This is a genomic window from Frigoribacterium sp. PvP032 (genome assembly GCF_017833035.1).
GTDB lineage: Bacteria > Actinomycetota > Actinomycetes > Actinomycetales > Microbacteriaceae > Frigoribacterium.
Genome location: NZ_JAFIBM010000001.1, coordinates 408186 through 433212, shown reverse-complemented (window position 1 = coordinate 433212; position 25027 = coordinate 408186). Strand labels below are relative to the sequence as shown.

Here is a 25027-nt window from a genome sequence, read left to right as displayed (position 1 = left end):
GCGACACCCGCACGGCCCCCGACCACGAGTCGGGGGCCGTGCTCCGTGGTCCCGCGGGTCGGCCACGCCGTCCACGCCCGCTCAGCGAGGCCGGAGGCGGCAGGGGCACGATGACTCGATGATCACCGTCGACCTCGCCCGCAGCCTGCGCACCGCCGGGCTGCGCTGGCGCCCCGCCTCCGGAGACCGATTCGTCGTCGAGCACCTCGCCGAGGTAGACGAGCCCCTCGACGTCTTCACCCTCAGCGACATGACCATCGAGGCGCACCACTACCCGACCGGCACCGAGCTCGGCTTCAACGGCACCACCGAGTGGGCACTGGACTCCGTCTCCGCGGACGTCGCGCTCTGGCTGCCGCGGGAGGACCAGCTGCGCACCCTGCTCGGCCCCGCCTTCGTGTCGCTGACGCACCAGGTCGACGACGGCGAGCACATCGCGTGGACCGTGCTGCTCCGCCCCGAGGCCGTCGGCGACGGAGACAGCCGTCACGTCGCCGACGACGCCGAGAGCGCCTACGCGCTAGCCCTGCTCGCCTACCTAGACGCCTCCCTGCGGATCGACGAGATCAGCGAGGTCGACTGACGGCGCACTCGTGGGCCGCTCGGCAGCGTGGGCTGCTCAGCGGCGCGTGCTGCTCAGCGGCGCGTGCTGGCCGTGACCGTGAACTTGGGCGACCGCGACACCTGGCGGGTCGGCCCCACGGTGCGTTCGAGCGCAGCCCGGTACGCGAGCGACGAGTTGTAGACCGTCCAGAGCTCGCCGCCGGGGCGCAGCAGCCTCGCGGCGTCGTCGAAGAGCTTCTGCGCGATCGCGGTGTGGACCGTGGCGCCCACGTGGAACGGCGGGTTGAGCAGCACCAGGTCGGCCGCGCCCTCGGGGAGGGAGTCGCCCCCGTCCGCACGCCGCACCTCCACCCGGTCGGCCAGCCCTGCGGCGGCGATCGTCGCCCGCGCGGAGGAGACGGCCGCGGACGACTGGTCGGTCGCCACGACCAGCGCCGCGGGTGCGCGTCGTGCGTAGGCCGCGGCGAGGAGGCCCGTGCCGCAGCCGAGGTCGACGACCGAGGCGACCTCTGGCATCCGGTCGACGAGAGCCAGCAGCTGGCGGGTGCCGATGTCGACGCCCGACCCGGCGAACGCGGCGCCGTGGGCGACCACGGTGAGGCCGAGGTCGGCGTGGTGCTGCGACCGCGGCCACGGCGCCGAGCCGCCCGGGCGCGGTCCGGAGGCCGTCAGCAGCCTCGACTTCTGCCGGGCCAGCCCCGCGGACACCTGGCCGAGGTGGCGGCCGAGCACGTCGTTCATCGCGCGGGTCATGTGCTTGAGCCGGCCGCCGGCGAGCACGACGACGCCGGGGTCGGCGTGGGCCGCCACGAGCGCGGCGACCTCGTCGAGCGCGTCGAGGGAACGCGGCAGCTGCACGAGCACGAGACGGGCCCCGTCGACGAGCGCGGGGTCGAGGTCGTGGTGCACGACGGCGTCGAGCGGCACGCCGAGCCTGGCGGCGTTGGCGACGAGGGCACGCTCACCCGAGAGCGCGTCCTGGTGCACGCGGACGGAGGAGGCGCCTCCTGCGATCGCTCCGAGCGTCAGCGCCCCGTACCGGTCGCCGATCACCACGACCGGCGGGCCGTCGAGGAGGCGCGGCTCGGCCTCGTCGAGCAGGAGGCGGTCGGTCGCGTCGTGCGCCACCAGCTCGGGGGCCTCGACGTCGGGCCACCGGCGGAGCTGGTCGAAGTCGATCACGCCACGAGGCTACCGGGCACGCGGGGCGAGACACCCCGGAGTGGACGGTGCACCCCCGAACGACGCGGTGCATGGTCCACTTCGGGGTGCACCGTCCACGACGCCGGGATCCGGGTCAGCGCTCGGGGCGCCAGACCACCACGGCCGTCTGACGTCGGGGACGCATGCCCTGGCGCAGCGGCACCACGCCGCTCTCGCCCGCCGCGAAGACCCGGGCGCCGGGCCGGTTGACCAGCTCGTCGGCGAGGGCTCGCTCGAGCTCGCGCACGCGGGACTGCAGGGAGGTCACCTGGTTCTCGAGCTCGAGGATGCGCTTGATGCCCTCGAGCGAGACTCCCTCGCCGCCCAGCCGGCCGATCTCGCGCAGCTGGACGACGTCGCGCATCGAGTAACGACGCGACTTGCCCGCCGTCCGCTGCGGGACGACGAGGCCGAGCCGGTCGTACTGCCGCAGCGTCTGGGCGTGCATGCCCGCGAGCTCCGCGGCGGTCGCGATGGCGAAGAGCGGCGAGTTCTCGTCCACGGTGTCCATGGTGGTCACGCCTGCGCGCGGGCCCTGACGATGAGGTCGTCGCGGGGGTTCTCGGCCGGGAGGGCCGCGGCCAGGGCCTCGACCGCCTCCTTCGCCTTGTCGCTGAGGTGCGACGGCACGGCCACCTGGACGGTGGCGAGCAGGTCGCCGGTGCCCGTCTTGGTGACGACGCCGCGGCCCTTGACACGCAGCACGCGCCCGGACGGGGTGCCCGGCGCGACGCGCAGCCGCACGGGATCGCCGCCGAGGGTCGGCACCTCGATGGTCGCGCCGAGCGCCGCCTCCGCGAACGTGACCGGCACGTCGAGGCGCAGGTTCTGGCCGTCGAGCTCGAACACCGGGTGCTTGCGCACGGCGATGGTGAGGACCATGTCGCCGCCCTCGCCGCCGTCGGGGCTGGGCTCGCCCTTGCCGCGGAGCCGGATCTTCTGCCCGTCGTGCACGCCGGCGGGGATCCGGACCTTCATCGGCCGACCGTTCGCGCCCTGCAGCGAGATCGTCTCGCCGACGACCGCGGTCTGGAAGTCGAGCGTCGTCGTGGCCGTCATGTCGCGGCCCTTCTGCGGGCCGCCGTAGCCGCGGAAGCCGCCGCTCGTCTGGCCGAAGCCGCCGCCGCCGAACATGCCGCCGAAGATGTCGTCGAAGCCGCCGCCACCGCCGCCCTGCTGGCGGTACTGCGGGCGCTGGCCGCCCTGGCCGAACATGCCGCCGAAGACGTCCTCGAAGCCGCCGCCACCGCCTCCTGGGCCGCCGCTGCCCGCCGTGAAGCGCGCTCCGGAGCCCATGGCACGGACCTGGTCGTACTCGCGACGCTGCTCGGGGTCGGAGAGCACCGAGTTGGCCTCGCTCACCTCTTTGAACTTCGCCTCTGAGGCCGCGTCGCCCGGGTTGGAGTCGGGGTGGTACTTGCGGGCGAGCTTGCGGTAGACCTTCTTGAGCTCTGCCGGAGTCACGTCCTTGGAGACACCGAGAACGGCGTAGAAGTCCTTGTCGAACCAGTCCTGGCTGGCCATCCGGCACCTCCTCTCTCGTGTATGCGGCCCCGCTCGAGAGCGGAAGGCCGGGGAATGTGGGAGGCGGCGGGCCCCTTCTCGAGGAGCCCACCGCCCGTCGCGACTCGCGTCGCGGATGCCGCTACTGCGGCGTGTGCACCGCGACCTTGGCGGCCCGGATGACCCGGTCGCCGATCTTGTAGCCCGGCTCGATCACGTCGGCCACGGTGTTGACCGTGACGTCGGCGCTCGGCAGCTGGACCAGCGCGTCGTGCATGGTGGGGTCGAAGACCTCGCCCTTCTCGCCGACCTGCACGAGCCCGAACTTGTCGAGCCCGCCGCGGATCTTCTGCGCCACGATCACCATCGGGCCCTCGGCCAGGTCGCCGTGCTTCTCGGCACGGGCCAGGTCGTCGAGCGCGGGGAGGAGCGAGCGCACGACCTCGGCGACGACCGCCTCGCGGTTCGCCTCGCGGTCGCGCTCGACGCGCCTCCGGAAGTTCACCAGCTCGGCCTGCGCCCGCAGCATGTCCTGGCGCATGTCCGCGACGAGGTCGCGGCTGGCCGCGTCGAGGATGGCCTCGTCGTCGGCGCTGAGCGGCTCGGCCCCTTCGGCCTCGCCCTCGGCTGCCATCTCGGCGGCCGCCTCGGCCGCGCCCTCCGGCGCCTCGGCGCCCTCGGGCACCTCGACGTCGGGGGCCTCGGCCTCGATCAGCTCGTCGGGGTCGGTGACCGCGGCGGTGCCGCCGTCCTCGGAGGGGGCGGCCGGCTCGGGACGCACCTCGCCCGTCTCGGGGTCGATGCGGCGCTTGTCGTTCACCACCGGCTCGTCAGGCGTCTTGTCGTTCTGGTCTGCCATCGGGGGCCCCTACTTCTTGTCGTTGTCGTCGTCGTCCACGACCTCGGCGTCGACGATGTCCTCGTCGTCGCCCTGGGCCTGGCCGTCGGCGGGGGCGCCGTCGGCACCGGCCGCGCCCGCGGCACCGGCCTGGTCGCCCTGGCTCTGCGAGTAGATCGCCTGGCCGAGCTTCGACTGGCTCTCGTTCAGCTTGTCGAAGGCGGGCTTGATCGCGGTGTCGTCGTCGCCGGCGAGCGCGGTCTTCAGCGAGTCGACGTCGGCCTGGACCTCGGACTTGACGTCGTCGGGCAGCTTGTCGTCGTTCTCCTTGATGAGCTTCTCGATCGAGTAGACGAGCTGCTCGGCGTTGTTGCGGGTCTCGTTCGCCTCGCGACGCGCCTTGTCCTCTGCCGCGTTCTCCTCGGCCTCGCGGACCATGCGCTCGATGTCGTCCTTCGAGAGCGACGAGCCGCCCGAGATGACCATCGACTGCTCCTTGCCGGTGCCCTTGTCCTTCGCGGACACGTGCACGATGCCGTTGGCGTCGATGTCGAAGGTGACCTCGACCTGCGGCACGCCGCGGGGGGCCGGTGCGATGCCGGTCAGCTCGAAGGTGCCGAGGTTCTTGTTGTCGCGGGTGAACTCGCGCTCGCCCTGGAAGACCTGGATCGCGACGGACGGCTGGTTGTCGTCGGCCGTGGTGAAGGTCTCGCTGCGCTTGGTCGGGATGGCCGTGTTGCGCTCGATGAGCTTCGTCATCGCGCCGCCCTTGGTCTCGATGCCGAGGCTCAGGGGGGTGACGTCGATGAGGAGGACGTCCTTGCGCTCGCCCTTCAGCACGCCGGCCTGCAGCGCGGCGCCGACGGCGACGACCTCGTCAGGGTTGACGCCCTTGTTGGGCTCCTGGCCGCCGGTCAGCGACTTGACGACCTCGGTGACGGCGGGCATGCGGGTGGAGCCGCCGACGAGCACGACGTGCGCGATGTCGGAGACCTTGACGCCCGCCTCCTTGATGACGTCGTTGAAGGGCTTCTTGGTGCGGTCGAGCAGGTCGGAGGTCCACTGCTCGAACTGCGAGCGCGAGATGGTCTCGTCCAGGTTGAGCGGGCCGTCGGCGGTGAGCGTCAGGTACGGCAGCTGGATGGAGGTGGACGTGGAGGAGCTGAGCTCCTTCTTGGCCTGCTCGGCCGCCTCCTTCAGGCGCTGCTTCGCGATCTTGTCGGCCGAGAGGTCGACACCGTGAGCGTCCTTGAACTTCTTGATCAGGTGCTCGACGATGCGGTTGTCCCAGTCGTCGCCGCCGAGGCGGTTGTCGCCGGAGGTGCTGCGGACCTGGATCGTCGAGAAGTCGTCGTCCTTGCCCACCTCGAGGAGGGACACGTCGAACGTGCCGCCACCGAGGTCGAAGACGAGGATGAGCTCGTCCTCCTTGCCCTTGTCGAGGCCGTAGGCGAGCGCCGCAGCGGTGGGCTCGTTGATGATGCGGAGCACGTTGAGGCCCGCGATCTCGCCGGCCTCCTTCGTGGCCTGGCGCTCGGAGTCGTTGAAGTACGCGGGCACCGTGACGACGGCGTCGGTCACGTCCTCGCCGAGGTACTGCTCGGCGTCGCGCTTCAGCTTGCCGAGGATGCGGGCGCTGATCTCCTGCGGGGTGTACTTCTTGTCGTCGATCTCGACCTTCCAGTCGGTGCCGACGTGGCGCTTGACGCTCGCGATGGTGCGGTCGACGTTGGTGACGGCCTGGCGCTTGGCGGTCTCGCCGACCAGCACCTCGCCGTCCTTCGTGAAGGCGACGACCGAGGGGGTCGTGCGGAGGCCCTCGGCGTTCGCGATGACCGTGGGCTCGCCGCCCTCGAGGACGCTGACGACCGAGTTGGTGGTTCCGAGGTCGATTCCTACTGCACGTGCCATGGGTGGCTCTCCTTGTCTCTGGTGCTTCGCCCGGCTCGCCGGGAAGTGGTCCGCGGACCTTGAGTCCGCTGGCATCAACTTTACTCACGGTGCCGTTCGAGTCAAGCCGTGAACCTGAAAGTTGAGCCAGAACGACTCAAGGAGGTGCGGTGCGGGTCTGCGGGACCCGCCCTCGCCCCCAGTGCAGGTGCACCACCTCCTGCGCGTCACCGGCGCCGACTAGGTTGACCCCCATGACCGCAGCGCAGACGCTCGCCGACGCCACCCCGATCCCCCGCCGCCGGGTCGTCTCGTGGGCGCTGTGGGACTGGGGCTCGGCCGCGTTCAACGCCGTCGTCACCTCGTTCGTGTTCAGCACGTACCTGGCGAGCGGCGCCTTCGTCGACCCCGAGATCGTCGCCGCGGCGGGCGACGACACCCGCAACCCCGCGCTCGTGCTCGCCAAGGCCGAGAACGCGACGGTCATCTCGACCGCGCTCACGATCGCCGGCGTGCTGATCGCGCTGCTCGCCCCCGTGCTCGGGCAGCGCAGCGACGGCTCCGGCCGCCGCAAGCTCTGGCTGGCGATCAACACGGGCCTCGTCGTGCTGGCGATGCTCGCCATGGTGTTCGTCGCGCCCGCGCCCGGCTACCTCGTCTTCGGCGCCGCGCTGCTCGCCGTCGGCAACCTCTTCTTCGAGTTCGCGAGCGTCAGCTACAACGCGATGCTCGTGCAGGTCTCGACGCCCAAGACCATCGGCAAGGTGTCCGGCTTCGGCTGGGGCCTCGGCTACGTCGGCGGCATCGTGCTGCTGTTGCTGCTGCTCGTCGCGTTCTTGCAGAGCTTCGGCGAGGAGGGGCGGGGCGGCCTGTTCGGCGTCGCGACCGGCACCGAGGGCGGCGCGTGGGACGTCCGCCTCTCGATCGTCGTCGCGGCCGTGTGGTTCGCCGTCTTCGCGGTGCCGGTGCTGCTCAGCGTGCCCGAGCTGCCTGCCGCGCCGGGACGACCGCGGGTCGGGATCGTGGGCTCGTACCGCCTCCTCGGCTCGACCATCGCGAAGCTCTGGCGCACCAACCGCCAGGTGCTGCTGTTCCTGCTGGCGAGCGCGGTGTTCCGCGACGGGCTCGCCGCCGTGTTCACTTTCGGCGCGATCATCGCCGCCCAGGTGTTCGGCTTCACGCCGAGCATGGTGATCTACTTCGCGGTCGGGGCGAACCTCGTCGCCGGGATCGGCACCTTCGTGGGCGGCTGGCTGGACGACAAGGTCGGCGCGAAGACCATCATCGTGGGGGCCCTCGCCGGGCTCGTCGTCGCTGCCTTCGCAGTGCTCGCGATCGGCACCTCGACGAACCTGTTCTGGGTGTTCGGGCTCGCGCTCGCGCTCTTCGTCGGGCCGATCCAGTCGGCGAGCAGGTCGTTCCTGGCGCGGGTGACGCCTCCCGGACGCGAGGGCGAGATCTTCGGGCTCTACGCGACGACCGGGCGCGCGGTGAGCTTCCTGGCGCCGGGGCTCTTCACGCTGTTCGTCGGGCTGACGGGCGACACCCGGTTCGGGATCATCGGCATCGCGCTCGTGCTGCTCGCCGGCCTCGTGCTGATGCTGCCGGTCAAGACGGTGCAGCGCGCGATCGACTGACCCGGCTGCTGCTGCCGCCGCTCCTCCTCCTCCCCCTCCTCCGCCTCCTCCGCCCCCTCCTCATTCAGGAAGATCGGTCCTGAGTCGTGCGGAATCAGGATCGTGGCTCCTGTCTTGTGCACAGATCAGGAAGCACGAGGGCCGCGTTCCTGAATGCGGCTCGGTGACGATCGAGTGCCCCGGGTTCCTCCGCCTGCGCAGGATTCAGGAACCTAGGCTGCGCGGTTCCTGACTCGTGCACGACTCAGGACTCGCACTCCCACCGCCGCACGGCTCAGGACAGGAGTTCCTGAATGAGGAGGCGGCGGCGGCGGCGAGGGGGCGTGCACCTGTCATGCCCCGCACAGGCACAGAGCACGAGTCTGGCCCGGCACCGCACGGCGGGCGGCCCGCGCCCTAGCCTGGTCGGGTGACTTCATTCGACGACGCCTACGAGCTCCGCACCTTCCCCGCCGCGACCGACGACGCGGCGACCGACGCCTGGCTCGCCTCCTGCCGCCTGGGGTTCCACGAGAGCACGGACACCGCCGAGGGGGCGGCCGGTGACGCCCGACGCGCGGCCGCCGACGGCCGCGTGCTGACGGGAGTGCACCCGCGCGAGCCGCGTCCCGGCAGCCTCGACGACGACGCCTGGCCCGTCGCGACGTTCGAGTCGTTCACCAAGACCCTGCACGTCGGCGGCGGCACGCTGCTGCCCGCGCACCTGATCTCGGGCGTCACCGTGCAGCCGACCCACCGACGTCGCGGCATCCTGCGGCGGATGATGACCGACGACCTCGCCCGAGCCGCTGAGGCAGGCCTCGCCGTCGCGGCGCTGACCGCGAGCGAGGCGAGCATCTACCGCCGGTTCGGCTTCGGCACGGCGACCCGCGAGCGCACCGTGACGATCGACCGCCGCCGGCCCGTCCGGCTGCTCGCCCCGACCACGGGCACCGTCGAGCTCGTCCCCGTCACCGGCCTCGAGCCCGTCGCCCGCGAGGTGTTCGCCGGCTTCCACGCGCGGACGCCCGGCTCGATCGACCGGCACGCCGGCAGCTGGAACGGGCGGCTCGGGCTCGCGACGGGCGACGACCAGAAGCCCGACCGCAGCCTGCGGGCGGCCGTGCACCGCGCCTCCTCGGGTCAGGTCGACGGGTACGTCACCTACCGGGTGACCGAGAAGGCGGGCGAGAGGGCGACCGAGACCGTGCTCGAGGTCGTCGACCTCGTGACGTCCACCGACGAGGCCTACCTCGCCCTGTGGGAACTGCTGCTCACGATCGACCTCGTCACGTCGGTCACGTGGGCGGCCGCGCCCCTCGACGACCCGCTCGTGCACGCGATCGACGACGCGCGGGCCGTCCGGGTCACGCACGAGCAGGACCACATCTGGCTGCGCCTGCTCGACGTGGCCGCCGCGTTCTCCGCACGCCCGTGGGCTGCCGACGGCGTCGTGACGGTCGCCGTGTCGGACGGTCTCGGCCACGCCAGGGGCACCTGGCGACTGGCGAGCGCAGGAGGCGCGGGCACGGCCGAGCGCACCGCCGACGGCCACGCAGACCTGCAGCTCGACGTCGCGACCCTCGGCTCGCTGTGGCTCGGCGGGGTCGACCCCGTGACGCTGACCGCAGCGGGACTCGTGCGCGAGCTGCGGGCCGGAGCGGTGCAGGAACTGCGCGCGATGCTCCGACCCGAGCGCCCGCTCTACGGCGTCACGTCGTTCTGACCGGCGCCGCTAAGACGCCGCGGGCAGGCCGTTCGCCTTCGCGACCTCGCCGTACCAGCGGGCGCTGGGCTTCGGCGTGCGCTCGAACGTGTCGCGGTCCCAGCCGATGAGCCCGAAGGTCGGGCGGAACCCGCTGGCCCACTCGTAGTTGTCGAGGGCGCTCCAGTGCTGGTAGCCGAGCACCTCGATGCCCTCCTCGATCGTCGCGTGGATCCCCTCGAGCGCGCCCTGCGTGTAGGCGATCCGGCGGCTGTCGTCGGCGGTCGCGATGCCGTTCTCGGTGACCATGACGGGCACGTGGCCGCTGAGCTCCCAGGCGCTGCGGATGCCCTCGGCGGCGGCGGCGGGCCAGAACTCCCAGCCGGTCAGGGTCGTCTCGAGCCCCTCGGCGACGGGACGCGGGCCCTCCGGCCCGACGAAGGTCTGCGTGTAGGCCTGCACGCCGACGAAGTCGTCGCCCGCCGCCATCTCGCTGTACCAGTCGTCGCGGACGTAGCCGTACTCGCGGGTCTTCTCCGCGGCGCCCGGCTCGTCGACGGCCTTGAACGCCTGGGTGGCGACGGTCCAGCCCGACTTCAGGCCGTCGACCTGTGACAGCACCTCGCGGCTGCGCCTGTGCGACGCGAGCAGGGCGTCGGCGACCTGCAGGTCGGGGTTCGGCAGACCGTACGCGACCAGGTTCGAGGCGTCCTCTCCCCCGGCGAGCATCGCGGCGATGTTCGGCTCGTTGATGGTGCAGACGTATCTCACGCCCTCACTGACGACGGGGAGCGCGAGCTCGGTGTACCGAGCGAAGAGGTCGGCGGCGTCGGGCGCACGCCAGAAGCCGTCGCGCTCGAACCAGCGCGGCACGGTGAAGTGCATCAGCGTGACGATCGGCTCGATGCCGAACTCGTGGCAGGTCTCGACCATGCGGCGGTAGTGCGCGATCTCGGCCTTGGAGACGACGCCGCGCTCCGGCTCGATGCGCGCCCACTCGATGCTGAAGCGGTAGCTGTTGAGGCCGAGCTCGGCGAGGATCCGGATGTCGTCGCGGAACCGGTGGTAGCTGTCGGCAGCGTCGCCGCTCGGCTCGACGATCGTCGTGCCGGGGGCGTGCTCGTGCACCCACCAGTTCGAGTTCACGTTGTTGCCCTCGATCTGGTGCGCGGCGGTCGCGGCGCCCCAGAGGAAGCCGTCGGGGAAGGTCAGCATCGGGTGTCCGTTCTGCGTCGTGAGGGTCGAGGGCGGGTCGTCTGCGTCGAGGGCGGGTCGCGGCGGACCCGCCCTCGACCGAGATGACCCGCCCTCGACGGGAAGGGGGAGGAGGCGCGGGAGGGGGAGGAGGCGCGGGTCAGGAGGCGCGGTGCGTGCGCCGCGGATTCGGCACGGCGTCGAGCAGGCGCACCGTGTACGGATCCGTCGGCCGCTGCAGCACCTCGGCGGTGCGGCCGCGCTCGACCACGGCGCCGTCGTGCAGCACCATGACGTCGTCCGTGATGAGCCGCGCGCTGAGCAGGTCGTGCGTGATGTAGAGCATCGAGACGCCCCACTGCTCGCGCAGGTCCTCGAGCAGGGCGAGCACGCCGGCCCGCAGCGACACGTCGAGCATCGAGACGGGCTCGTCCGCGATGATCACCTGCGGGTCGCTCGCGAGCGCGCGGGCGATGACGACGCGCTGCCGCTGACCGCCGGACAGCTGGTGCGGCAGCTTCGCCGCGAACTGCTCGACCGGCGTCAGACCGACGGTCTCGAGCAGCTCCAGGACGCGGCGCCGCGCCTCCTGCCCTCGCAGCCCCGTGTAGTTCACGACCGGCCGGGTGAGCGTGTACTCGACGGTGTGCAGCGGGTTGAGGGCCGAGTACGGATCCTGGAAGACCATCTGCACGTCGCTCCGCAGGTCGCGGAGGCCGCGCCCGCGGACCTTCGTGACGTCGACGTCGCCGAACGTGATCGTGCCCTCGGTCGGCTTCTCGACGCCGGTGACCATGCGCGCGATCGTGCTCTTGCCCGAGCCCGACTGGCCGACGAGCGCGAGCGACTGCCCCGGCTCGAGGGTGAACGACACGTCGCGGACGGCCCGCACGGGATCTTCGCCCCGACGAGGAGGCGCGTAGGTCTTGCTGACACCGGTCACGGTGATCGCGCTCTGGGCCACCTTCGTGCTGCGCGTGCTGACGCTCGGCGTGCTGGTGGTCGTGTCGACGCGGCGCTCACCTCGGGCCCGCCGCACCGCGCGGTCCTCGAAACCGGGCAGCGAGACGACCTCGGCGCGGGGGTCGGCGTAGTGCGAGAGCAGCATCTGCGTGTACTCGTGCTGCGGGTCGGCGAGCACGTCGGCGGAGCGGCCGTCCTCGACGATGCGGCCCTCGTGCATGACGAGCACCCGCTCGGTCGCCTCCAGCACGATGCCGAGGTCGTGGCTGATCAGCACGGCCGTGAAGCCCTCGCTCTGCTGCAGCGAGATGATCGTGTCCATCACCGCGTGCTGCACCAGAACGTCGAGGGCGGTCGTCGGCTCGTCGAAGACCATCAGCTGCGGCTCGAGCGACAGGGCGAGGGCGATCGAGACGCGCTGGCGCATGCCGCCGCTCAGCTCGCCGGGGAACCGGGCGAGCACCTTGGGGTCGAGCTCGACCTTCTGCACGAGCTCGGCGGCGCGGGCGTCCCAGCGCTCGCGCGGCACGTGGCCGTGCGCCTTGAAGATGTCGACGAAGTGCTTGTGGATCGTGCGCACCGGGTTCAGCGCGTTCATCCCCGACTGCAGCACCATCGCGAAGCCGCCCTGGCGCTGCTGTCGCAGGGCCTCGGCGTCGAGGTCGCGGATGTCCGAGCCGTCGAAGACGATGCTGCCGCCGTTGGTGCGCGCCGGCGGCTTCTGCAGCCGCGTCAGCGCGTAGCCGAGCGTCGACTTGCCCGAGCCGGACTCGCCCACCAGGCCGACGAACTCGCCGCGGCGCAGCGAGAACGAGACGTGGTCGACGGCCTGCACCGGCGTCGAGGCGGCCGACTCGTAGACGACGCTGAGGTCGCGAACGTCGAGCAACGGGGCGTCGCCAGCGGCCGTCGTCGAGGAGGCGGCGGGCTGGTTCGTGAGGTCTGCGGCGGTCATCGACGCGCCTCCTTCGTCTTCTTCTTCGCGGTGCCCTCGCGCAGGCGGGGGTTGCTGACGGCGTCGACGCCGAAGTTGATCAGCGTGAGGCTCATCGCGAGCAGGGCGATGCAGAGGCCGGGGGCGAACAGGAGGATCCACTGCCCGGTGAGCAGGGCGTTGGAGTTCTGCGCCCAGTAGAGGATGGTGCCCCAGCTGACGATCGAGGAGTCGCCGAGCCCCAGGAACTCGAGGCCCGCCTCCGCCAGGATCGCGCTGGTCGCGGCGCCGAAGAACGAGCCGACGATGAGCGACGTCATGTTCGGGAGGATCTCGCGGAACACGATGCGCGTCGCGCCCTCGCCCGAGAACCGGGCGGCCTCGACGAAGTCGCGCGAGCGCAGCGACTGCGTCTGGCTGCGCAGCACGCGGGCGCCCCAGGCCCAGCCGGTGACGACGATCACCGCGATGATGACCGCGATGCCGCCGTTCTGCAGGTAGGCCGCGATGACGATCATCAGCGGCAGGCCGGGGATGACGAGGAACAGGTTGACGACGAAGCCGACCACCTCGGCGGCCGGGCCGCGCATGTAGCCCCAGCTGAGGCCGATCGCGACGGCGACGAGCGTCGCGGCGATGCCCGCCACGAAGCCGACGAAGACGCTGATGCGGGCGCCCCAGATCAGCTGGCTGAGGACGTCCTCGCCGGCGGCGGTCGTGCCCATCCAGTGGGCCCAGGAGGCGTCCTGGTTGCGCTCGAACCCGTTCTCGCTGCCGCCGTACGGGGCGATCAGCGGGGCGAAGACGGCCATCAGCACGAAGACGCCGAGGATGACGATGCCGATCTTGGCCTTGGGGTTCGACCAGACGACGCCGGCGGTGCGCAGCACGGTCTTCCAGGTGCTGGGCGCGGCCTGCTCGGCGGCGGGGCCGGCAGGGTCGCCGCCCTCGGGGAGGCGGACGGACACGGTGGAGGTCATCGGCGGGTCCTTGGGTCGAGCACGCCGTACAAGATGTCGACGAGGAAGTTGGCGACGAGCACGCTCACGGTGATCATCAGGAAGAGGGCCTGCATCAGCGGGTAGTCCTGGCCGATGACGGCGTTGAACAGCAGGTAGCCGATGCCGGGGTAGCCGAAGACCTGCTCGACGAGGATCGAGCCGCCGACCACCCCGCCGAGGGCGAGGCCGAAGCCGGTGAGGTTCGGCAGGATCGCGTTGCGGGCGGCGTAGCGGACCGCGACCGTGCGGCCCTTGAGTCCGTTCGCCTCGGCGAAGGTGACGTAGTCGTCGCCGAGCGTGTTGATCATCGCGTTCCGCATGCCGAGGATCCAGCCGCCGAGGCTCGTGACGAGGATCGTCACCGCCGGCAGCACCGCGTGCAGCAGGGCGTCGCCGACGAACTCGGGCGTGAAGCCCGGCGTGGTCGTCGCGCCGTAGGCCCCCGTGGTCGGGAACCAGTGCAGCACGTAGCCCAGGAAGAAGAGGAGGAGGAGGGCCGTCCAGAAGTACGGGAACGTGCTCATGAAGCTGCCGGAGAGCGTGGGCAGCGAGTCGAGCCAGGTGCCGCGCTTCCAGGCCGCGGCCACGCCGATCAGGGTGCCGACCACGAAGGCGATCACGGTGCACGCGCCGACGAGGATCAGCGTGTACGGCAGCGCCTGCCCGACGAGGTGCCCGACCGTCTCGGGGAAGAACGTGTAGCTCGTCCCGAAGTCGAGCCGGACGACCTGGCCGAGGTAGGCGACGTACTGCTGCAGCACGTTGCCGTCGGGCACGCCGAGCTGGGCCTCGATGGCGGCGCGGGTCGCCTCGGTGACCGGGCCGTTCTGCGAGAGCTTCGCGATGGCGGCGTCGGTGGGGTCGCCGGGCATCAGCCGCGGCAGGATGAAGTTGAGCGTCACCGCCGCCCACAGGGTGAGGACGAAGAGGCCGAGTTTCTGGGCTGCGTACTTCATCAGCCCTCAGCTCCCTGGTCGACGCGCTTCAGCTTCGTGAAGATCAGCAGCGGCGCCTGGTCGTAGTTCTGCGGGGCCATGTACGGGTCCTTCTCGCTCGGCCAGCCGGTGAACTTCGAGTCGTTGAAGAGGCCCCAGAGGCCGCCGTAGTAGAGGCCGATGACCGGTTTCTGCTCGTAGACGACGTTCTGCAGCGCGTACGACAGGCGCTGCTGCTCGGCGGGGTCGATCGCGGCCTTCCACTCGTCGAGCAGCTCGTCGACGGCAGGGTCGCTGAAGCGGCCGAAGTTCGAGGCCGTGGTCTCGCCGACCGGCGTCGCGAACGCGCTGTTGAGCAGCGTGTTGTAGGCCTGGTAGGTGTTGCCGTTGCCCATGCCGCCGAGCGCCATGTCGAACTCGCCGTTGGCGATGGCCGACTGGTAGCCGGCAGGCTGGGGGGCCTGGATCTGCACGTCGATGCCGATCGCGCCCAGCTGTGCCCGCACCTCCTGCACGGCCCTCAGCCAGTCGGTGTAGCCGTTCGCGGTGAGGATCGTGATGCGCAGCTGCTGGCCGTCGGGGCCGACCAGCTGGTCGCCCTGCTGCGTGTAGCCGGCCTGGGCGAAGGCGGCGAGGGCGCCGTCGACGTCCTGGCCGATCACTCCCTGGTCGGGGATGGACGGGTCGAGGTCGTCCTGCTGGTTGGGCAGGATCAGGCCGGTCTGGCCGGCGGGCTCGAGGTAGCCCTCGGTCGCCGACTCGGCGATCTGGTCGCGGTCGAGCGCCAGCGCGATGCCGTTCCGCACGTTGACGTCGTCGAAGGGCGCCTTGGTGAGGTTCGGCATGAGGCCGATCACGCCGCCCGGCGGGAACCAGTACGAGTTGGTGTCGCTGGCCGCGCCCCAGGTGCCCTCGACGTCGCTGATGAACGAGTACGCCCAGTCGTAGCCGCGCGTGACGGTGTCGAGCTGGTTGTTGGTCGCGGGCAGGATCAGGTGCGCGATGTCGATCTTCTCGGCCTGCCAGTAGGACTCGTTCTTGTCCATCGAGTACTGCAGCGCCGAGTAGTTGCCGAGCGTGAACGGGCCGGTGCCGACGGGGTCGGGGTTGCGGTACGTCGTCGGGTCGGCGACCTTGCTCCACAGGTGCTCGGGCACGATCGTCGTCTGGCCGATGATCTCCATCGCCGGCACGTCGTCGGTCTGCAGGTGGAACACGACGTGGTCGCCCTGCTGCTCGATCGTGTCGATGTGCTGCCAGGCGCCCTTGAGGTCGAGCGCGGGGTTCGCCTTGATCAGGTCGAACGTGTACACGACGTCGTCGGGCGTCATCGGCTCGCCGTCGGACCACTCGACGCCGTCGCGGATCGTCATGTCGACCGTGCGCGCGTCGGGCAGCGTCGTCTCGCTCGCGAGCCACGGCGTGATCTCGCCGTCGAGCGGGTTGATCTCGAGCAGGGGCTCGTAGATCCACGTGGAGGCGGTGCGCTTGTTCGTGAGGAACGGGTTGAAGTTCCGCTCGAACTGCGGGTTGCCCTTGTCGGCGTTGATCAGCATCGTGTCGGCGCCGATCGTCGGGTCGGGCTCGCTGCGGATCTGGATGCTGCAGCCGGTGGCCACGAGGACCGCTGCGGTGGCGGCGGCCAGGGCCGCCACGGCGGTGCGCGCTCGGGCGCGGTGTCTGTGCGTGTGCGTCATCGCCACGGTTCTCTCATTCGTCGTCGAGGTGAGCATCGTCAGTGTAAGCGCATACATCGGTGTGGCGCAACGGCGGTGTGGCGGGGGCGCAGCTGCGGCGCGGCGGCGGTGCAGCGCGGTAGGCCCGCAGTGCGGTGGCATGAACTGCGTTCCGAACCATGAACCGAGATAAAACGCGGTTCATGGTTCGGAATGCGGTTCGGGGCGGGCAGGGCAGCGCTGGCAGCGCGGGGCGGGGCGGGGCCGAGCAGGTCAGCGGGCGGGGCAGCTCTCGCGCAGCAGGACCTCAACGGGCAGGGTCACCCGCTGAGGAGGCGCGGTCGGGTCGGTCAGCCGCGTCACGATGGTGCGCACCGCGACCCGGCCGAGGTCGTTCATGGGCTGGCGCACCGTCGTCAGGCGCGGCGTCGAGAAGCGGCCCGCCTCGATGCCGTCGAAGCCCGTCACGGCGACGCGGCCCGGCACGTCGACCCCGTGCGCGACGAACGCGTCGAGCACGCCGAGCGCCGACTGGTCGTTGGCGCAGACGACGGCCTGCGGGAGCGGGTCGGAGGAGGCGACCAGCGCCTCCCCGGCTCGCCTGCCGCCCTCGCGGGAGAAGTCGCCACGCTCGACCCGGACGCGGATCGGGCCGCGGTCGCGGTCGACGGCCGAGGCTGTCGTCGTCGTCGTCGAGGCTGAGGCCGTCGCCGCCGCCACGGCCTCGTCGAAGCCGCGGTGCCGGTCTGCCTCGTCCGGGGAGTCGCCGGGGCCGGCGACGTAGACGACGTCGGAGACACGGCCGACCGCCCCGGGCGCCCCGTCCGCCGCCGCACGACCCAGGACGAACTCCGTCAGGGCGCGCATGCCCGCGGCGTTGTCGACGCTGACGTGGTCGAGCTCGTCGCCCGGACGGGAGTCCGCGAGCACGACCACGGGGATCCGCCGCGACACGTGCGCGAGCAGGTCGTCGGGCACGGTCTGGGCGAGCACCGCGAGGCCGTCGACCCGCCCCGCGATGTCGTTGAGCATGACCTCGCGGCTGGAGCCCCGGCCGGCGGCGACCATGAGGGCGAAGCCACGCCTCCAGGACTCGACCTCGGCGCCGCGGAGCACCTCGTCGAAGTAGAGGTTTGCCGGGTTCGACGCGGTGCGAGGGGCGTCGATGCCGGTGCCGGTGCCGGCCGGCGCAGGAGGCGTCGGTCGCCCCTCGCGGTCGTCGATCAGCGGGATGCGGCTCGCGTCCGCGACGCGCTCCCAGTCGGGCTCCGGCAGGTCGATGCCGTCGTGGCCGGGGAGGAACAGGCCGAGCACGCCGTGGCGACGGCCCGCCAGGCCGCGCGCGGCGCCGCTCGGCACGTAGCCGAGCGACCGGACCGAGTCGAGCACGCGGACACGGGTCTCGGGGCGGACGTCGTCGGGGCGACGGAGCACCCGCGAGACGGTGGCGATCGAGACGCCGGCGTGGGCGGCCACGTCGTAGACGGTGGGGGCCTTGGTCACGGGGTCCGTCCGGCGCAGGGCATGGCGTCCATCCTAGGCACGAGGACGCGGCGGGGCCGGGGGCCGGGGGCCGGCGTCGGCAGCCGGGGGCCGTGCCGGCCACGGTGCCGGTGCCGGTGCCGGTCACGGTGCAGGTGCAGGTGCAGGTGCAGCACGACGGAGCCGCCCGCCCCGGGAGGGACGAGCGGCTCCGACGTGCTGACCTGGTCGCAGGGCGGCCCGGCAGCCTAGCCGTCGGTCCGCGCTGCGGCGCGACGGCCCAGGCGGCGGGCCACGACGAGCGTCCCGGCACCGGCCACGAGGAGGAGCAACGCGGCCGACAGGGGCGCGGCCGGCTCCGAGCCGGTGTAGGCCAGGGCGCCGGCACGAGTCGAGGTCACCGGCACGACGCCGGTGCCCGCGGGCGTGGTGACGGGGACGCCGGGGTCGACTCCGGTGCCGGGCGTGGTGACCGGGGGCACGACGGCGGCCGCGGTGACGGCGAACAGCACCGGGTCAGCGAACGTCGACGAGGTGCCGTCCAGGAGCACCTGGAGCGCCGTGACGCCGAAGTCGCCCTCGGGGACGCCCGTGAAGGTCGCGGAGAACGTGCCCGTCCCGTCCGTCTGGATGGTCGACACCGCGAACCCGAGCTCGGGGTCGAAGGCGACCGGGTCGGCGGCGACGTCGAGCGCCCTGGCCGACGGCGACGTGGTCGCCCCCAACTGCTCCAGGCCCTCGAACTGGTCGGCGGTGGCGAGGACGACCGTGACGAGGGCGCCCGGCTGCGCCGTGCCCGTCACCGTCACGGTGCCGGTCTCGACGGTCGACCCGGCGACGGGAGCGGTGATCGCGGGCCCGGCCACCGCCTCCTCGACCAGCAGGTCGAGCGTCACGCGGCTGCCTGCGTCGCCGGTGAGCACGACGGTGCTCACCCCGGCGGGCACGAACGGCTCGAGGGCAGTGACGTCGGAGATGCGGCCGCGATCGTCGGCCACGAAGGGACCGTTGAGGGGCTGCCCGCCAGGGCCGCGGACCGTGACGGTCTCGCCGGGCACGAAGTTCGCGCCGAGCACGCGGAACGGGCGACCGGCCTGGACCGTGCCGTCGGCCACGGCCGCGACCGGGCCGAGTGCCGGGACGACGCCCTCCGAGACCGCCGCGAAGGCGTTCACGAGACCCGAGCCGTAGAGAGCGCTGTCGCCGATCGGCGAGGCCTGCTGCTTCAGCAGCACCTGCAGCTCGGCGGGCGTGGCACCAGGGTGGGTCGCGGCGAGCAGCGCGGCGACGCCGGCGACGTGCGGCGAGGCCATCGAGGTGCCGTTGTAGCTCTCGTACTTGCCGCCGAAGACGGTGCTGAGGATGTTCGAGCCCGGGGCGGCGACGTCGATGACGCCCTCTCCGTAGTTGGAGAACGACGACTTGACCACGGAGCCGTCGGCCTGCTGCGCCACGGACGCGACCGTGACCACTCCGTCGATCTCGGCGGGGATGTCGGAGCAGCCGGTCGAGACGTCACGGACGACTGGCGTCGTGTCGTTCGGGCCCGAGTCGCTCGTCGTCTTGTTCGCGAGGTCGTAGTTCGAGTTGCCCGCGGCGGCGACGTTGAGCACGCCCTGCTGCTCGGAGAAGTCGACGGCGCGGGTCACGGACTCGAGCGCCGGGGCCTGGTCGGGCTCGGTCGTGCACCAGAACTCCCACGGGTCGACGTAGTAGCTGTTGTTCGTCACGTCGAAGCCCTGGCCTGCAGCCCACATGAAGCCGCAGAGGGCGTACTCGGGGTAGATGAAGCCGTCGTAGTTGACGACCTTGACGCTGGCGAGCGTCGCGTCGGGCGCGACGCCGACGATGCCCACGCCGTTGTCGGCCGCGGCGATCGTGCCGGCGACGTGCGTGCCGTGCGACTCGCTGTCGTCGACCGGCACCCAGGCGGCCTGCGTCTGGTCGGGCTGCCCGTTGACGGCACAGCCGACCGACTCGGAGGCGTCGACCTGGCCCGCGAGGTCCGGGTGCGAGACGTCGATGCCGCTGTCGAGCACGCCGACGACGACACCGTCGCCCGCGTCGAGCTCGCGGGCCTCAGGGGCTCCGATGACGTCCATGTCCCACTGCTGAGCCTCGAGCGGGTCGACCGGGGCGACCTCGGTTCCCAGGGGGCGGTCGAGGGACTGGGGGCCGGCGCCGGTCGCGCCGGCGGCGGGCGCGGTCGCGCCGGAGGTCGCGGGCGCCTCTGCGGGCACCTCGACCTCGTCGCCGACGACCTCGGCCGTGCGGGTCGGCCCGGCCGACTCGACGCCAGCCGTCGCGCGCATCTCGGCGAGGAAGTCGCCGTCACGGGACTGGGCCGTGACGACGCCGATCTCGGGGTACTGGGAGAGGACCACGCCGCCGGCGGCGACGACCGCGGCGGAGGCGTCCGCGACGGCGTCCGCACTGCGGACGGTGGTGTTGACGACGTAGTTCATGACGATGCCGTCGGCCACGAGGGCCGACGCGGCGGGGACCTCGGCCGTCACGGCCTCGGTCTCGGCCGCGCTGCCGGCAGCACTGTCGGCAGCGGGTGCCTCGGGTGCGGGCGCCGGCGCTGCGGACGACTCGACGACGGGGGCCTCGGCAGGTGCCGCAGCCTCCTCCGGAGCGGCGGCCGGGGCCGACGACTCCGGTGCCGCGGCGGCGGGCTCGACGGCGTCGCCGCCGGTCGCGCCGACCGTCACGGGCGTCGCGGCCGGGTCGGTCGTCGCGGGGGCGACGTCGTCGCCGTCGGCGGCGAACGCGGCGGTGGGTGCGAGCACGAGGGCGCTCGTGAGCGCCAGGGCGGTCGCCCAGCGCGCTCCCCGGCGTCGGGTGGTTCTGATCACGTGGTGACTCCTGATGTCGGGCGCACGGCGACGGGCGCGAGCCTGGGGAACCAGGTCGCTCGGCCCCCTGGTCGAGCGGCCCCCGAGGCCGGATGTACCCCAGAGTAGGGGGCTGCTGTTTCGGCCGCGTTACAGATGCGCGATCTGGCCTGCCCGCTGTACCCCGCGTCCGCGCGCCCGTCCCAGCGGTCGAGTGGTCAGGAAGGGTCGCTCCTCCGCGTCCTGAGGACCGCACCCGACCACGAGGAGGCGGCGCGGGCGGTTACGCGGCGTGACGCCGTCCCGGTGGGCCGGCCCGCACCTCCGTACGCTCGGGTGATGGCCCCGAGCGACACCACCACGACCGCCCGCGACACCATCTCGAACCTGCTCGACGAGCGGCGGACGTTCCCTGCGCCGAGCGAGCTGGTAGCCGCCGCGAACGTCACCAGCGCCGAGCACGCCCGTGCCGCGGCCGACCCCGTCGCCTTCTGGGAGGAGCAAGCCCGCCGGCTCGAGTGGGAGACGCCGTGGCACACCGCCCACACCTGGTCGCCGGTGCGCGAGCTCGCCGACGGCAGCCTCACGGTGCCAGAGGCGACCTGGTTCGAGGGCGGCCGACTGAACGTCGCCGTCAACTGCGTCGACCGCCACGTCGCCGCGGGCGCCGGCGAGAAGGTCGCGCTGCACGTCGAGGGCGAGCCCGGCGACCGGCGTGACGTCACCTACGCGCAGCTGCAGCGCGAGGTCGTGAAGGCCGCGAACGGCCTGCGCAGCCTGGGCGTCGGCAAGGGCGACCGCGTCGTCGTCTACCTGCCGGTCATCGCCGAGACGATCGTCGTGACGCTCGCGATCGCGCGGATCGGCGCGATCCACTCGCTCGTCTTCGGCGGCTTCTCGGGCGAGGCGCTGAAGTTCCGCGTCGAGGACACGGGCGCGAAGCTGCTCGTCACCACCGACGGGCAGTTCCGTCGAGGAGGCGCTGTGCCGGTCAAGGCGAACGCCGACCACGCGGTCAGCGGCGAGAACCAGGTCGAGCACGTCCTCGTCGTGCGGCGCACCGGCGACGAGACCCCCGACGTCCCGTGGACGGAGGGCCGCGACCTCTGGTGGCACGACGTGGTCGACCCGCAGCCCGACACGGACGAGCCGGAGGCGTTCGACGCCGAGACGCCCCTGTTCATCATGTACACGAGCGGCACGACCGGGAAGCCGAAGGGGCTCGTGCACACGAGCGGCGGCTACCTCACCGCCGCGAGCTGGACCCACTGGGCCGTCTTCGACGCCAAGCCCGACGACGTGCACTGGTGCACGGCCGACCTCGCCTGGGTGACGGCGCACACGTACGAGATCTACGGCCCGCTCTCGAACGGCCTCACGCAGGTGATCTACGAGGGCACGCCCGACACCCCGCACCCTGCCCGGCACCTCGAGATCATCGAGCGCTACGGCGTGACGACGTACTACACGGCGCCGACCCTCGTGCGGACGCTGGCGTCGTGGTTCCCCGACGGGCTGCCCACCGACTTCGACCTCAGCTCGCTGCGGCTGCTCGGCACCGTCGGCGAGGCGATCAACCCGGAGGCGTGGGTCTGGTTCCGCGACCAGTTCGGCCGGGGCGAGCTGCCGATCGTCGACACCTGGTGGCAGTCCGAGACGGGCGCGGCCGTGATGGCGCCGCTGCCCGGCGTCGACACCCTCAAGCCCGGGTCGTCGCTGCGCGCGCTGCCCGGCGTCTCGACGGCGATCGTCGACGAGGCCGGCGAGCGCGTGCCGAACGGCTCGGGCGGCTACCTCGTCGTGCAGCAGACCCCGCCGTCGCTGGCCCGGACGGTCTGGGGCGACCCCGGGCGCTACCGCGACAGCTACTGGGCGAAGTACTGGCGGCAGGGCTGGTTCTTCTCGGGCGACGGCGCCAAGTACGACGACGACGGCGACATCTGGCTGCTCGGCCGCGTGGACGACGTCATCAACGTGTCGGGCCACCGCCTCTCGACGATCGAGATCGAGTCGTCGCTCGTCGCCCACCCCCTCGTCGCCGAGGCGGCCGTCGTCGGCGTCTCGGACGCCCGCACCGGGCAGGCGATCGCCGCGTTCGTCGTGCCCGCGACCCGCCCCGCAGGAGGCGCGGTGCGCGACGCCGGCACCGCCTCCGAACCGCAGGTGTGGGCCCCGCTCTCGGGGTCGGCGCCAGGCTCGCTGTCGCCCCTGCTGCGCGCCCACGTCGCCGAAAAGATCGGCCCCGTGGCGAAGCCCGCGACCGTGCTGGTCGTCCCCGACCTGCCGAAGACCCGCTCGGGCAAGATCATGCGGCGCCTGCTGGGCGACGTCTCGGAGGGGCGCGAGCTCGGCGACACGACGTCGCTGCAGGACTCGTCGGTGCCGGGACGCATCGCTGCGGTGCTCGAGGAGGTGCGGGGCGCCTCCTAGGGTCGCCTGTCGGCACTGCGGCGCCGAGTGGTCAGGAGACGTCCTCCCGGGGCACGGGGGGACACTTCCTGACCACTCGGTGCGGTCGCGGCGCGCCGGGACACCACGGGGCGCCCCGGGAATCTTGCGCGCAGGGCAACGGTTCACCTCGGTGGCCCGACGACGCGCCGGCCGCTCCCCCGTCACCCCCACCACGAAAGCCGGTTCACCGTGTCGATCTCCGAGACCACCTCCACCTCTTCTCCCTCCACCATCCGCACCGCCGAGACCAGCGTGCCGATCGTCGACCTGCTCGACGAGCGGTGGAGCCCTCGCTCGTTCGACCCGACCGCCGAGATCAGCGACCGTCAGCTCGACGCCCTGCTCGAGGCCGCCCGCTGGGCTCCCTCGGCGCAGAACCACCAGCCCCGCCGCTTCGTCGTCGCCCGCCGCGGCACCGAGACCTTCGACACGATCGTCGGCGCCCTGCTCAGCTTCAACGCGATGTGGGCCGGCAACGCCTCCGCGCTGATCGTCGCGCTGGCCGAGACGTCGACCGTCGAGGGGGACGACCGCCCGACCGCCGAGTACGACCTCGGCCAGGCCGTCGCGCACCTGAGCGTCCAGGCACACGCGGAGGGCTTCCACACCCACCAGATGGCCGGCGTCGAGTGGGAGAAGCTGGTCGCGGCGTTCGACCTGCCCGCGAACCTGAAGCCCGTCACGGTCACCGCCGTGGGCGTCGTCGACGAGGCCGACAAGCTGATCGAGGCGCTGGCCGAGCGCGAGACCGCTCCCCGCGTGCGCCTGTCGCTCGACGAGCTGGTGCTGCGCCGCGACTAGCCCGCAGCGAGCGCTGCCGTCCGAACCCCTCGGACCCGCGTGCACCCCTCCGCGCGAGCGAGGGTGCGCGCGGGTCCGAGGGGTCTCGGCCGTTCGGCGCCGCCTCATCCGCTGGGGCGACGGCGCAGGAGGCGCGGGTCATCCTGCAGGACCGCCCCCGTGCCACCGGCGGCGGACGACCGAGGAGGCGCGGCTCCGTAGCGTCGAGGACGGGCCGGTGGACGCCGGCCGCGCACGCGAGGAGACACCATGACCGACGACCGCACGCCCTCCGACGACGCCGACGCCGACCAGCAGGACGCCGACCAGCGGGACGCTGACCGGCAGGCGACCGAGGACCTCGGGCACCCGGTGCCGGACCTGGCCCCGCAGCCCGCGCCGGGCCCACAGGCCGCACAGCCCGCGCCGGCCGCGCCGGCCACGCAGGCCTCGCAGCCACGGAGCGGAGCGAGCGGCTGGGCCGTCGCCGCGCTCGTCGTCGGCATCGGGGCGTTCCTGCTGGGGCTCGTCCCCGTCGTCGGCCTGCTGGTCGCGCTGGCCGGCGTCGCCCTCGGTGTCGTGGCCCTGGTCCGTCGGCGCCGAGCGCAGACCGGTCTCGGCCTCGGCGTCACGGGCGTGGTGCTGTCGGGCCTCGCGGCGGTGACGAACGTCGCCGTCGTGGCCGTGCTCGTCGTGGCCGTGCCCGTCGGGGCCCGCCTCGCCGACGAGGCTGCGAGCAGCTGGTACGGCTGGGACACCGGGCAGGGCCTCGACGGCGACCCGTACGGGTCCGGCCAGGGCTCCGGGTACGACGACGCCGACGGCGACGGCGCCGCCGACCCCGTCGCGGTGACGACCTCGTGCTGGTCGTTCTCGCTGCCCGACGACGCCTGGGTGTCCGGTGACGACAGCGACGCCGACGCCTGCGCCACGTCCTTCGGCGTGGCCGACGACACCGCCGTCACGCCCGTGCAGGTCGTGACCGTGCCCGCCGCCGTCGCTGCCGACCTCGTCCCTGCGACGAGCGCCGACCGTGTCGCCGACGCCGTCGCCGCCCTGCGCCCGAGCTGGCTGCCGGGCGTCGGCACGGTGCTCGGCGAGCCCGAGCCGACCACGCTCGACGGCCAGCCCGCCGCCCTCGTCCGGCTCGCTGCCGGGAACGACCTCGGCACGCCCGCCGCCGTGGTCGTCGCGTGGTCCCCCGCCGACGCGACCGGCGCCTCCTCGCTCACCCTCGTGACCGTCGGCTCGGACACGGACACGGACACGGACCTCGGCTACGGCTCGGCGGACGGTGCGTCCGCCGCGGCCCGTACCGCCGCCGCCCGTGCCGCCGCCGAGCGCGCGCTCACGAGCGTCACCACGACCTGGGACTGGACCGTCCGCTGACCGGGCCGGGGCACCGACCGCACCCGCACCTCCTCGTCCCCTGATGGCGCAGGAGGCGCGGGTGCG

The 25027-nt window shown here is 72.5% G+C and carries 18 protein-coding genes; 6 read left to right on the top strand and 12 right to left on the bottom strand.

Going from position 1 to position 25027, the window contains the following annotated elements; translation table 11 throughout:
• Positions 1–118 precede the first annotated feature (118 nt).
• Positions 119–583, top strand: coding sequence for a pilus assembly protein CpaE (locus JOE35_RS02055; RefSeq protein ID WP_209559594.1), 465 nt, complete (start codon positions 119–121; stop codon positions 581–583).
• Positions 584–636: 53 nt separating this feature from the next.
• On the opposite strand, the gene JOE35_RS02050 is transcribed toward JOE35_RS02055, so the two are convergent.
• The 5 genes from JOE35_RS02050 to dnaK all read right to left on the bottom strand — a co-directional run bounded on the left by JOE35_RS02050 (position 637) and on the right by dnaK (position 6019).
• Complete coding sequence (locus tag JOE35_RS02050) at positions 637–1746, bottom strand: class I SAM-dependent methyltransferase (RefSeq protein ID WP_209559593.1); 1110 nt, start codon at positions 1744–1746, stop codon at positions 637–639.
• Positions 1747–1861: 115 nt separating this feature from the next.
• Positions 1862–2278: a heat shock protein transcriptional repressor HspR gene (locus JOE35_RS02045; protein WP_209559592.1), complete on the bottom strand. Its 417-nt coding sequence runs from the start codon at positions 2276–2278 to the stop codon at positions 1862–1864.
• A gap of 5 nt (positions 2279–2283) precedes the next feature.
• A complete protein-coding gene (locus JOE35_RS02040) occupies positions 2284–3291 on the bottom strand; it encodes a DnaJ C-terminal domain-containing protein (protein WP_209559591.1) in 1008 nt (335 codons plus the stop codon).
• 121 nt (positions 3292–3412) lie between these two features.
• Positions 3413–4129: a nucleotide exchange factor GrpE gene (locus tag JOE35_RS02035; RefSeq protein WP_209559590.1), complete on the bottom strand. Its 717-nt coding sequence runs from the start codon at positions 4127–4129 to the stop codon at positions 3413–3415.
• 9 nt (positions 4130–4138) lie between these two features.
• On the bottom strand, positions 4139–6019 hold the full coding sequence (gene dnaK, locus JOE35_RS02030) for a molecular chaperone DnaK (protein WP_209559589.1): 1881 nt from the start codon (positions 6017–6019) through the stop codon (positions 4139–4141).
• 233 nt (positions 6020–6252) lie between these two features.
• Here dnaK and JOE35_RS02025 point away from each other — a divergent pair, with 233 nt between their 5' ends.
• A complete protein-coding gene (locus JOE35_RS02025; RefSeq protein WP_209559588.1) occupies positions 6253–7635 on the top strand; it encodes an MFS transporter in 1383 nt (460 codons plus the stop codon).
• Between the two features lie 409 nt (positions 7636–8044).
• Positions 8045–9340: a GNAT family N-acetyltransferase gene (locus tag JOE35_RS02020; protein ID WP_209559587.1), complete on the top strand. Its 1296-nt coding sequence runs from the start codon at positions 8045–8047 to the stop codon at positions 9338–9340.
• A gap of 9 nt (positions 9341–9349) precedes the next feature.
• Here JOE35_RS02020 and JOE35_RS02015 read toward each other — a convergent pair whose 3' ends face one another.
• The 7 genes from JOE35_RS02015 to JOE35_RS01985 form a co-directional block, all read right to left on the bottom strand.
• Entirely contained in the window at positions 9350–10534 is a 1185-nt protein-coding gene (locus JOE35_RS02015) for a glycoside hydrolase family 1 protein (RefSeq protein ID WP_209559586.1), read from the bottom strand.
• Positions 10535–10673: 139 nt separating this feature from the next.
• Positions 10674–12431: an ABC transporter ATP-binding protein gene (locus JOE35_RS02010; RefSeq protein ID WP_209559585.1), complete on the bottom strand. Its 1758-nt coding sequence runs from the start codon at positions 12429–12431 to the stop codon at positions 10674–10676.
• Positions 12428–13390, bottom strand: coding sequence for an ABC transporter permease (locus tag JOE35_RS02005; RefSeq protein WP_209559584.1), 963 nt, complete (start codon positions 13388–13390; stop codon positions 12428–12430). Before JOE35_RS02005 ends, JOE35_RS02010 begins: the two co-directional genes overlap by 4 nt.
• Positions 13387–14367 carry an ABC transporter permease gene (locus JOE35_RS02000; RefSeq protein ID WP_209559583.1) on the bottom strand — a complete coding sequence of 327 codons (981 nt, stop codon included), beginning with the start codon at positions 14365–14367 and terminating at the stop codon, positions 13387–13389. The genes JOE35_RS02005 and JOE35_RS02000 overlap by 4 nt, the downstream gene beginning before the upstream one ends.
• On the bottom strand, positions 14367–16043 hold the full coding sequence (locus JOE35_RS01995) for an ABC transporter substrate-binding protein (protein WP_209559582.1): 1677 nt from the start codon (positions 16041–16043) through the stop codon (positions 14367–14369). Before JOE35_RS01995 ends, JOE35_RS02000 begins: the two co-directional genes overlap by 1 nt.
• Positions 16044–16295: 252 nt before the next feature.
• Positions 16296–17525, bottom strand: a complete 1230-nt coding sequence (locus JOE35_RS01990; RefSeq protein WP_209559581.1) for a LacI family DNA-binding transcriptional regulator — start codon at positions 17523–17525, stop codon at positions 16296–16298.
• A 227-nt stretch (positions 17526–17752) separates the two neighbouring features.
• Positions 17753–20362: a S8 family serine peptidase gene (locus JOE35_RS01985; protein ID WP_307802899.1), complete on the bottom strand. Its 2610-nt coding sequence runs from the start codon at positions 20360–20362 to the stop codon at positions 17753–17755.
• Between the two features lie 318 nt (positions 20363–20680).
• On the opposite strand from JOE35_RS01985, the gene acs reads away from it, so the two are divergent.
• The 3 genes from acs to JOE35_RS01970 all read left to right on the top strand — a co-directional run bounded on the left by acs (position 20681) and on the right by JOE35_RS01970 (position 24961).
• Complete coding sequence (gene acs, locus JOE35_RS01980) at positions 20681–22771, top strand: acetate--CoA ligase (protein WP_209559580.1); 2091 nt, start codon at positions 20681–20683, stop codon at positions 22769–22771.
• 210 nt (positions 22772–22981) lie between these two features.
• Positions 22982–23593 (top strand): nitroreductase family protein, encoded by a 612-nt coding sequence (locus JOE35_RS01975; RefSeq protein WP_374099690.1) that lies wholly within the window; start codon positions 22982–22984, stop codon positions 23591–23593.
• Between the two features lie 249 nt (positions 23594–23842).
• Entirely contained in the window at positions 23843–24961 is a 1119-nt protein-coding gene (locus JOE35_RS01970) for a DUF4190 domain-containing protein (protein ID WP_209559579.1), read from the top strand.
• Positions 24962–25027: the final 66 nt, after the last annotated feature.

Coding starts and splice junctions, on each gene's coding strand:
- JOE35_RS02055 (WP_209559594.1), top strand. CDS start 119: ATGATCACCGTCGACCTCGCCCGCAGCCTGCGCACCGCCGGGCTGCGC.
- JOE35_RS02045 (WP_209559592.1), bottom strand. CDS start 2,278: ATGGACACCGTGGACGAGAACTCGCCGCTCTTCGCCATCGCGACCGCC.
- JOE35_RS02040 (WP_209559591.1), bottom strand. CDS start 3,291: ATGGCCAGCCAGGACTGGTTCGACAAGGACTTCTACGCCGTTCTCGGT.
- JOE35_RS02035 (WP_209559590.1), bottom strand. CDS start 4,129: ATGGCAGACCAGAACGACAAGACGCCTGACGAGCCGGTGGTGAACGAC.
- dnaK (WP_209559589.1), bottom strand. CDS start 6,019: ATGGCACGTGCAGTAGGAATCGACCTCGGAACCACCAACTCGGTCGTC.
- JOE35_RS02025 (WP_209559588.1), top strand. CDS start 6,253: ATGACCGCAGCGCAGACGCTCGCCGACGCCACCCCGATCCCCCGCCGC.
- JOE35_RS02015 (WP_209559586.1), bottom strand. CDS start 10,534: ATGCTGACCTTCCCCGACGGCTTCCTCTGGGGCGCCGCGACCGCCGCG.
- JOE35_RS02010 (WP_209559585.1), bottom strand. CDS start 12,431: ATGACCGCCGCAGACCTCACGAACCAGCCCGCCGCCTCCTCGACGACG.
- JOE35_RS02005 (WP_209559584.1), bottom strand. CDS start 13,390: ATGACCTCCACCGTGTCCGTCCGCCTCCCCGAGGGCGGCGACCCTGCC.
- JOE35_RS02000 (WP_209559583.1), bottom strand. CDS start 14,367: ATGAAGTACGCAGCCCAGAAACTCGGCCTCTTCGTCCTCACCCTGTGG.
- JOE35_RS01995 (WP_209559582.1), bottom strand. CDS start 16,043: ATGACGCACACGCACAGACACCGCGCCCGAGCGCGCACCGCCGTGGCG.
- acs (WP_209559580.1), top strand. CDS start 20,681: ATGGCCCCGAGCGACACCACCACGACCGCCCGCGACACCATCTCGAAC.
- JOE35_RS01970 (WP_209559579.1), top strand. CDS start 23,843: ATGACCGACGACCGCACGCCCTCCGACGACGCCGACGCCGACCAGCAG.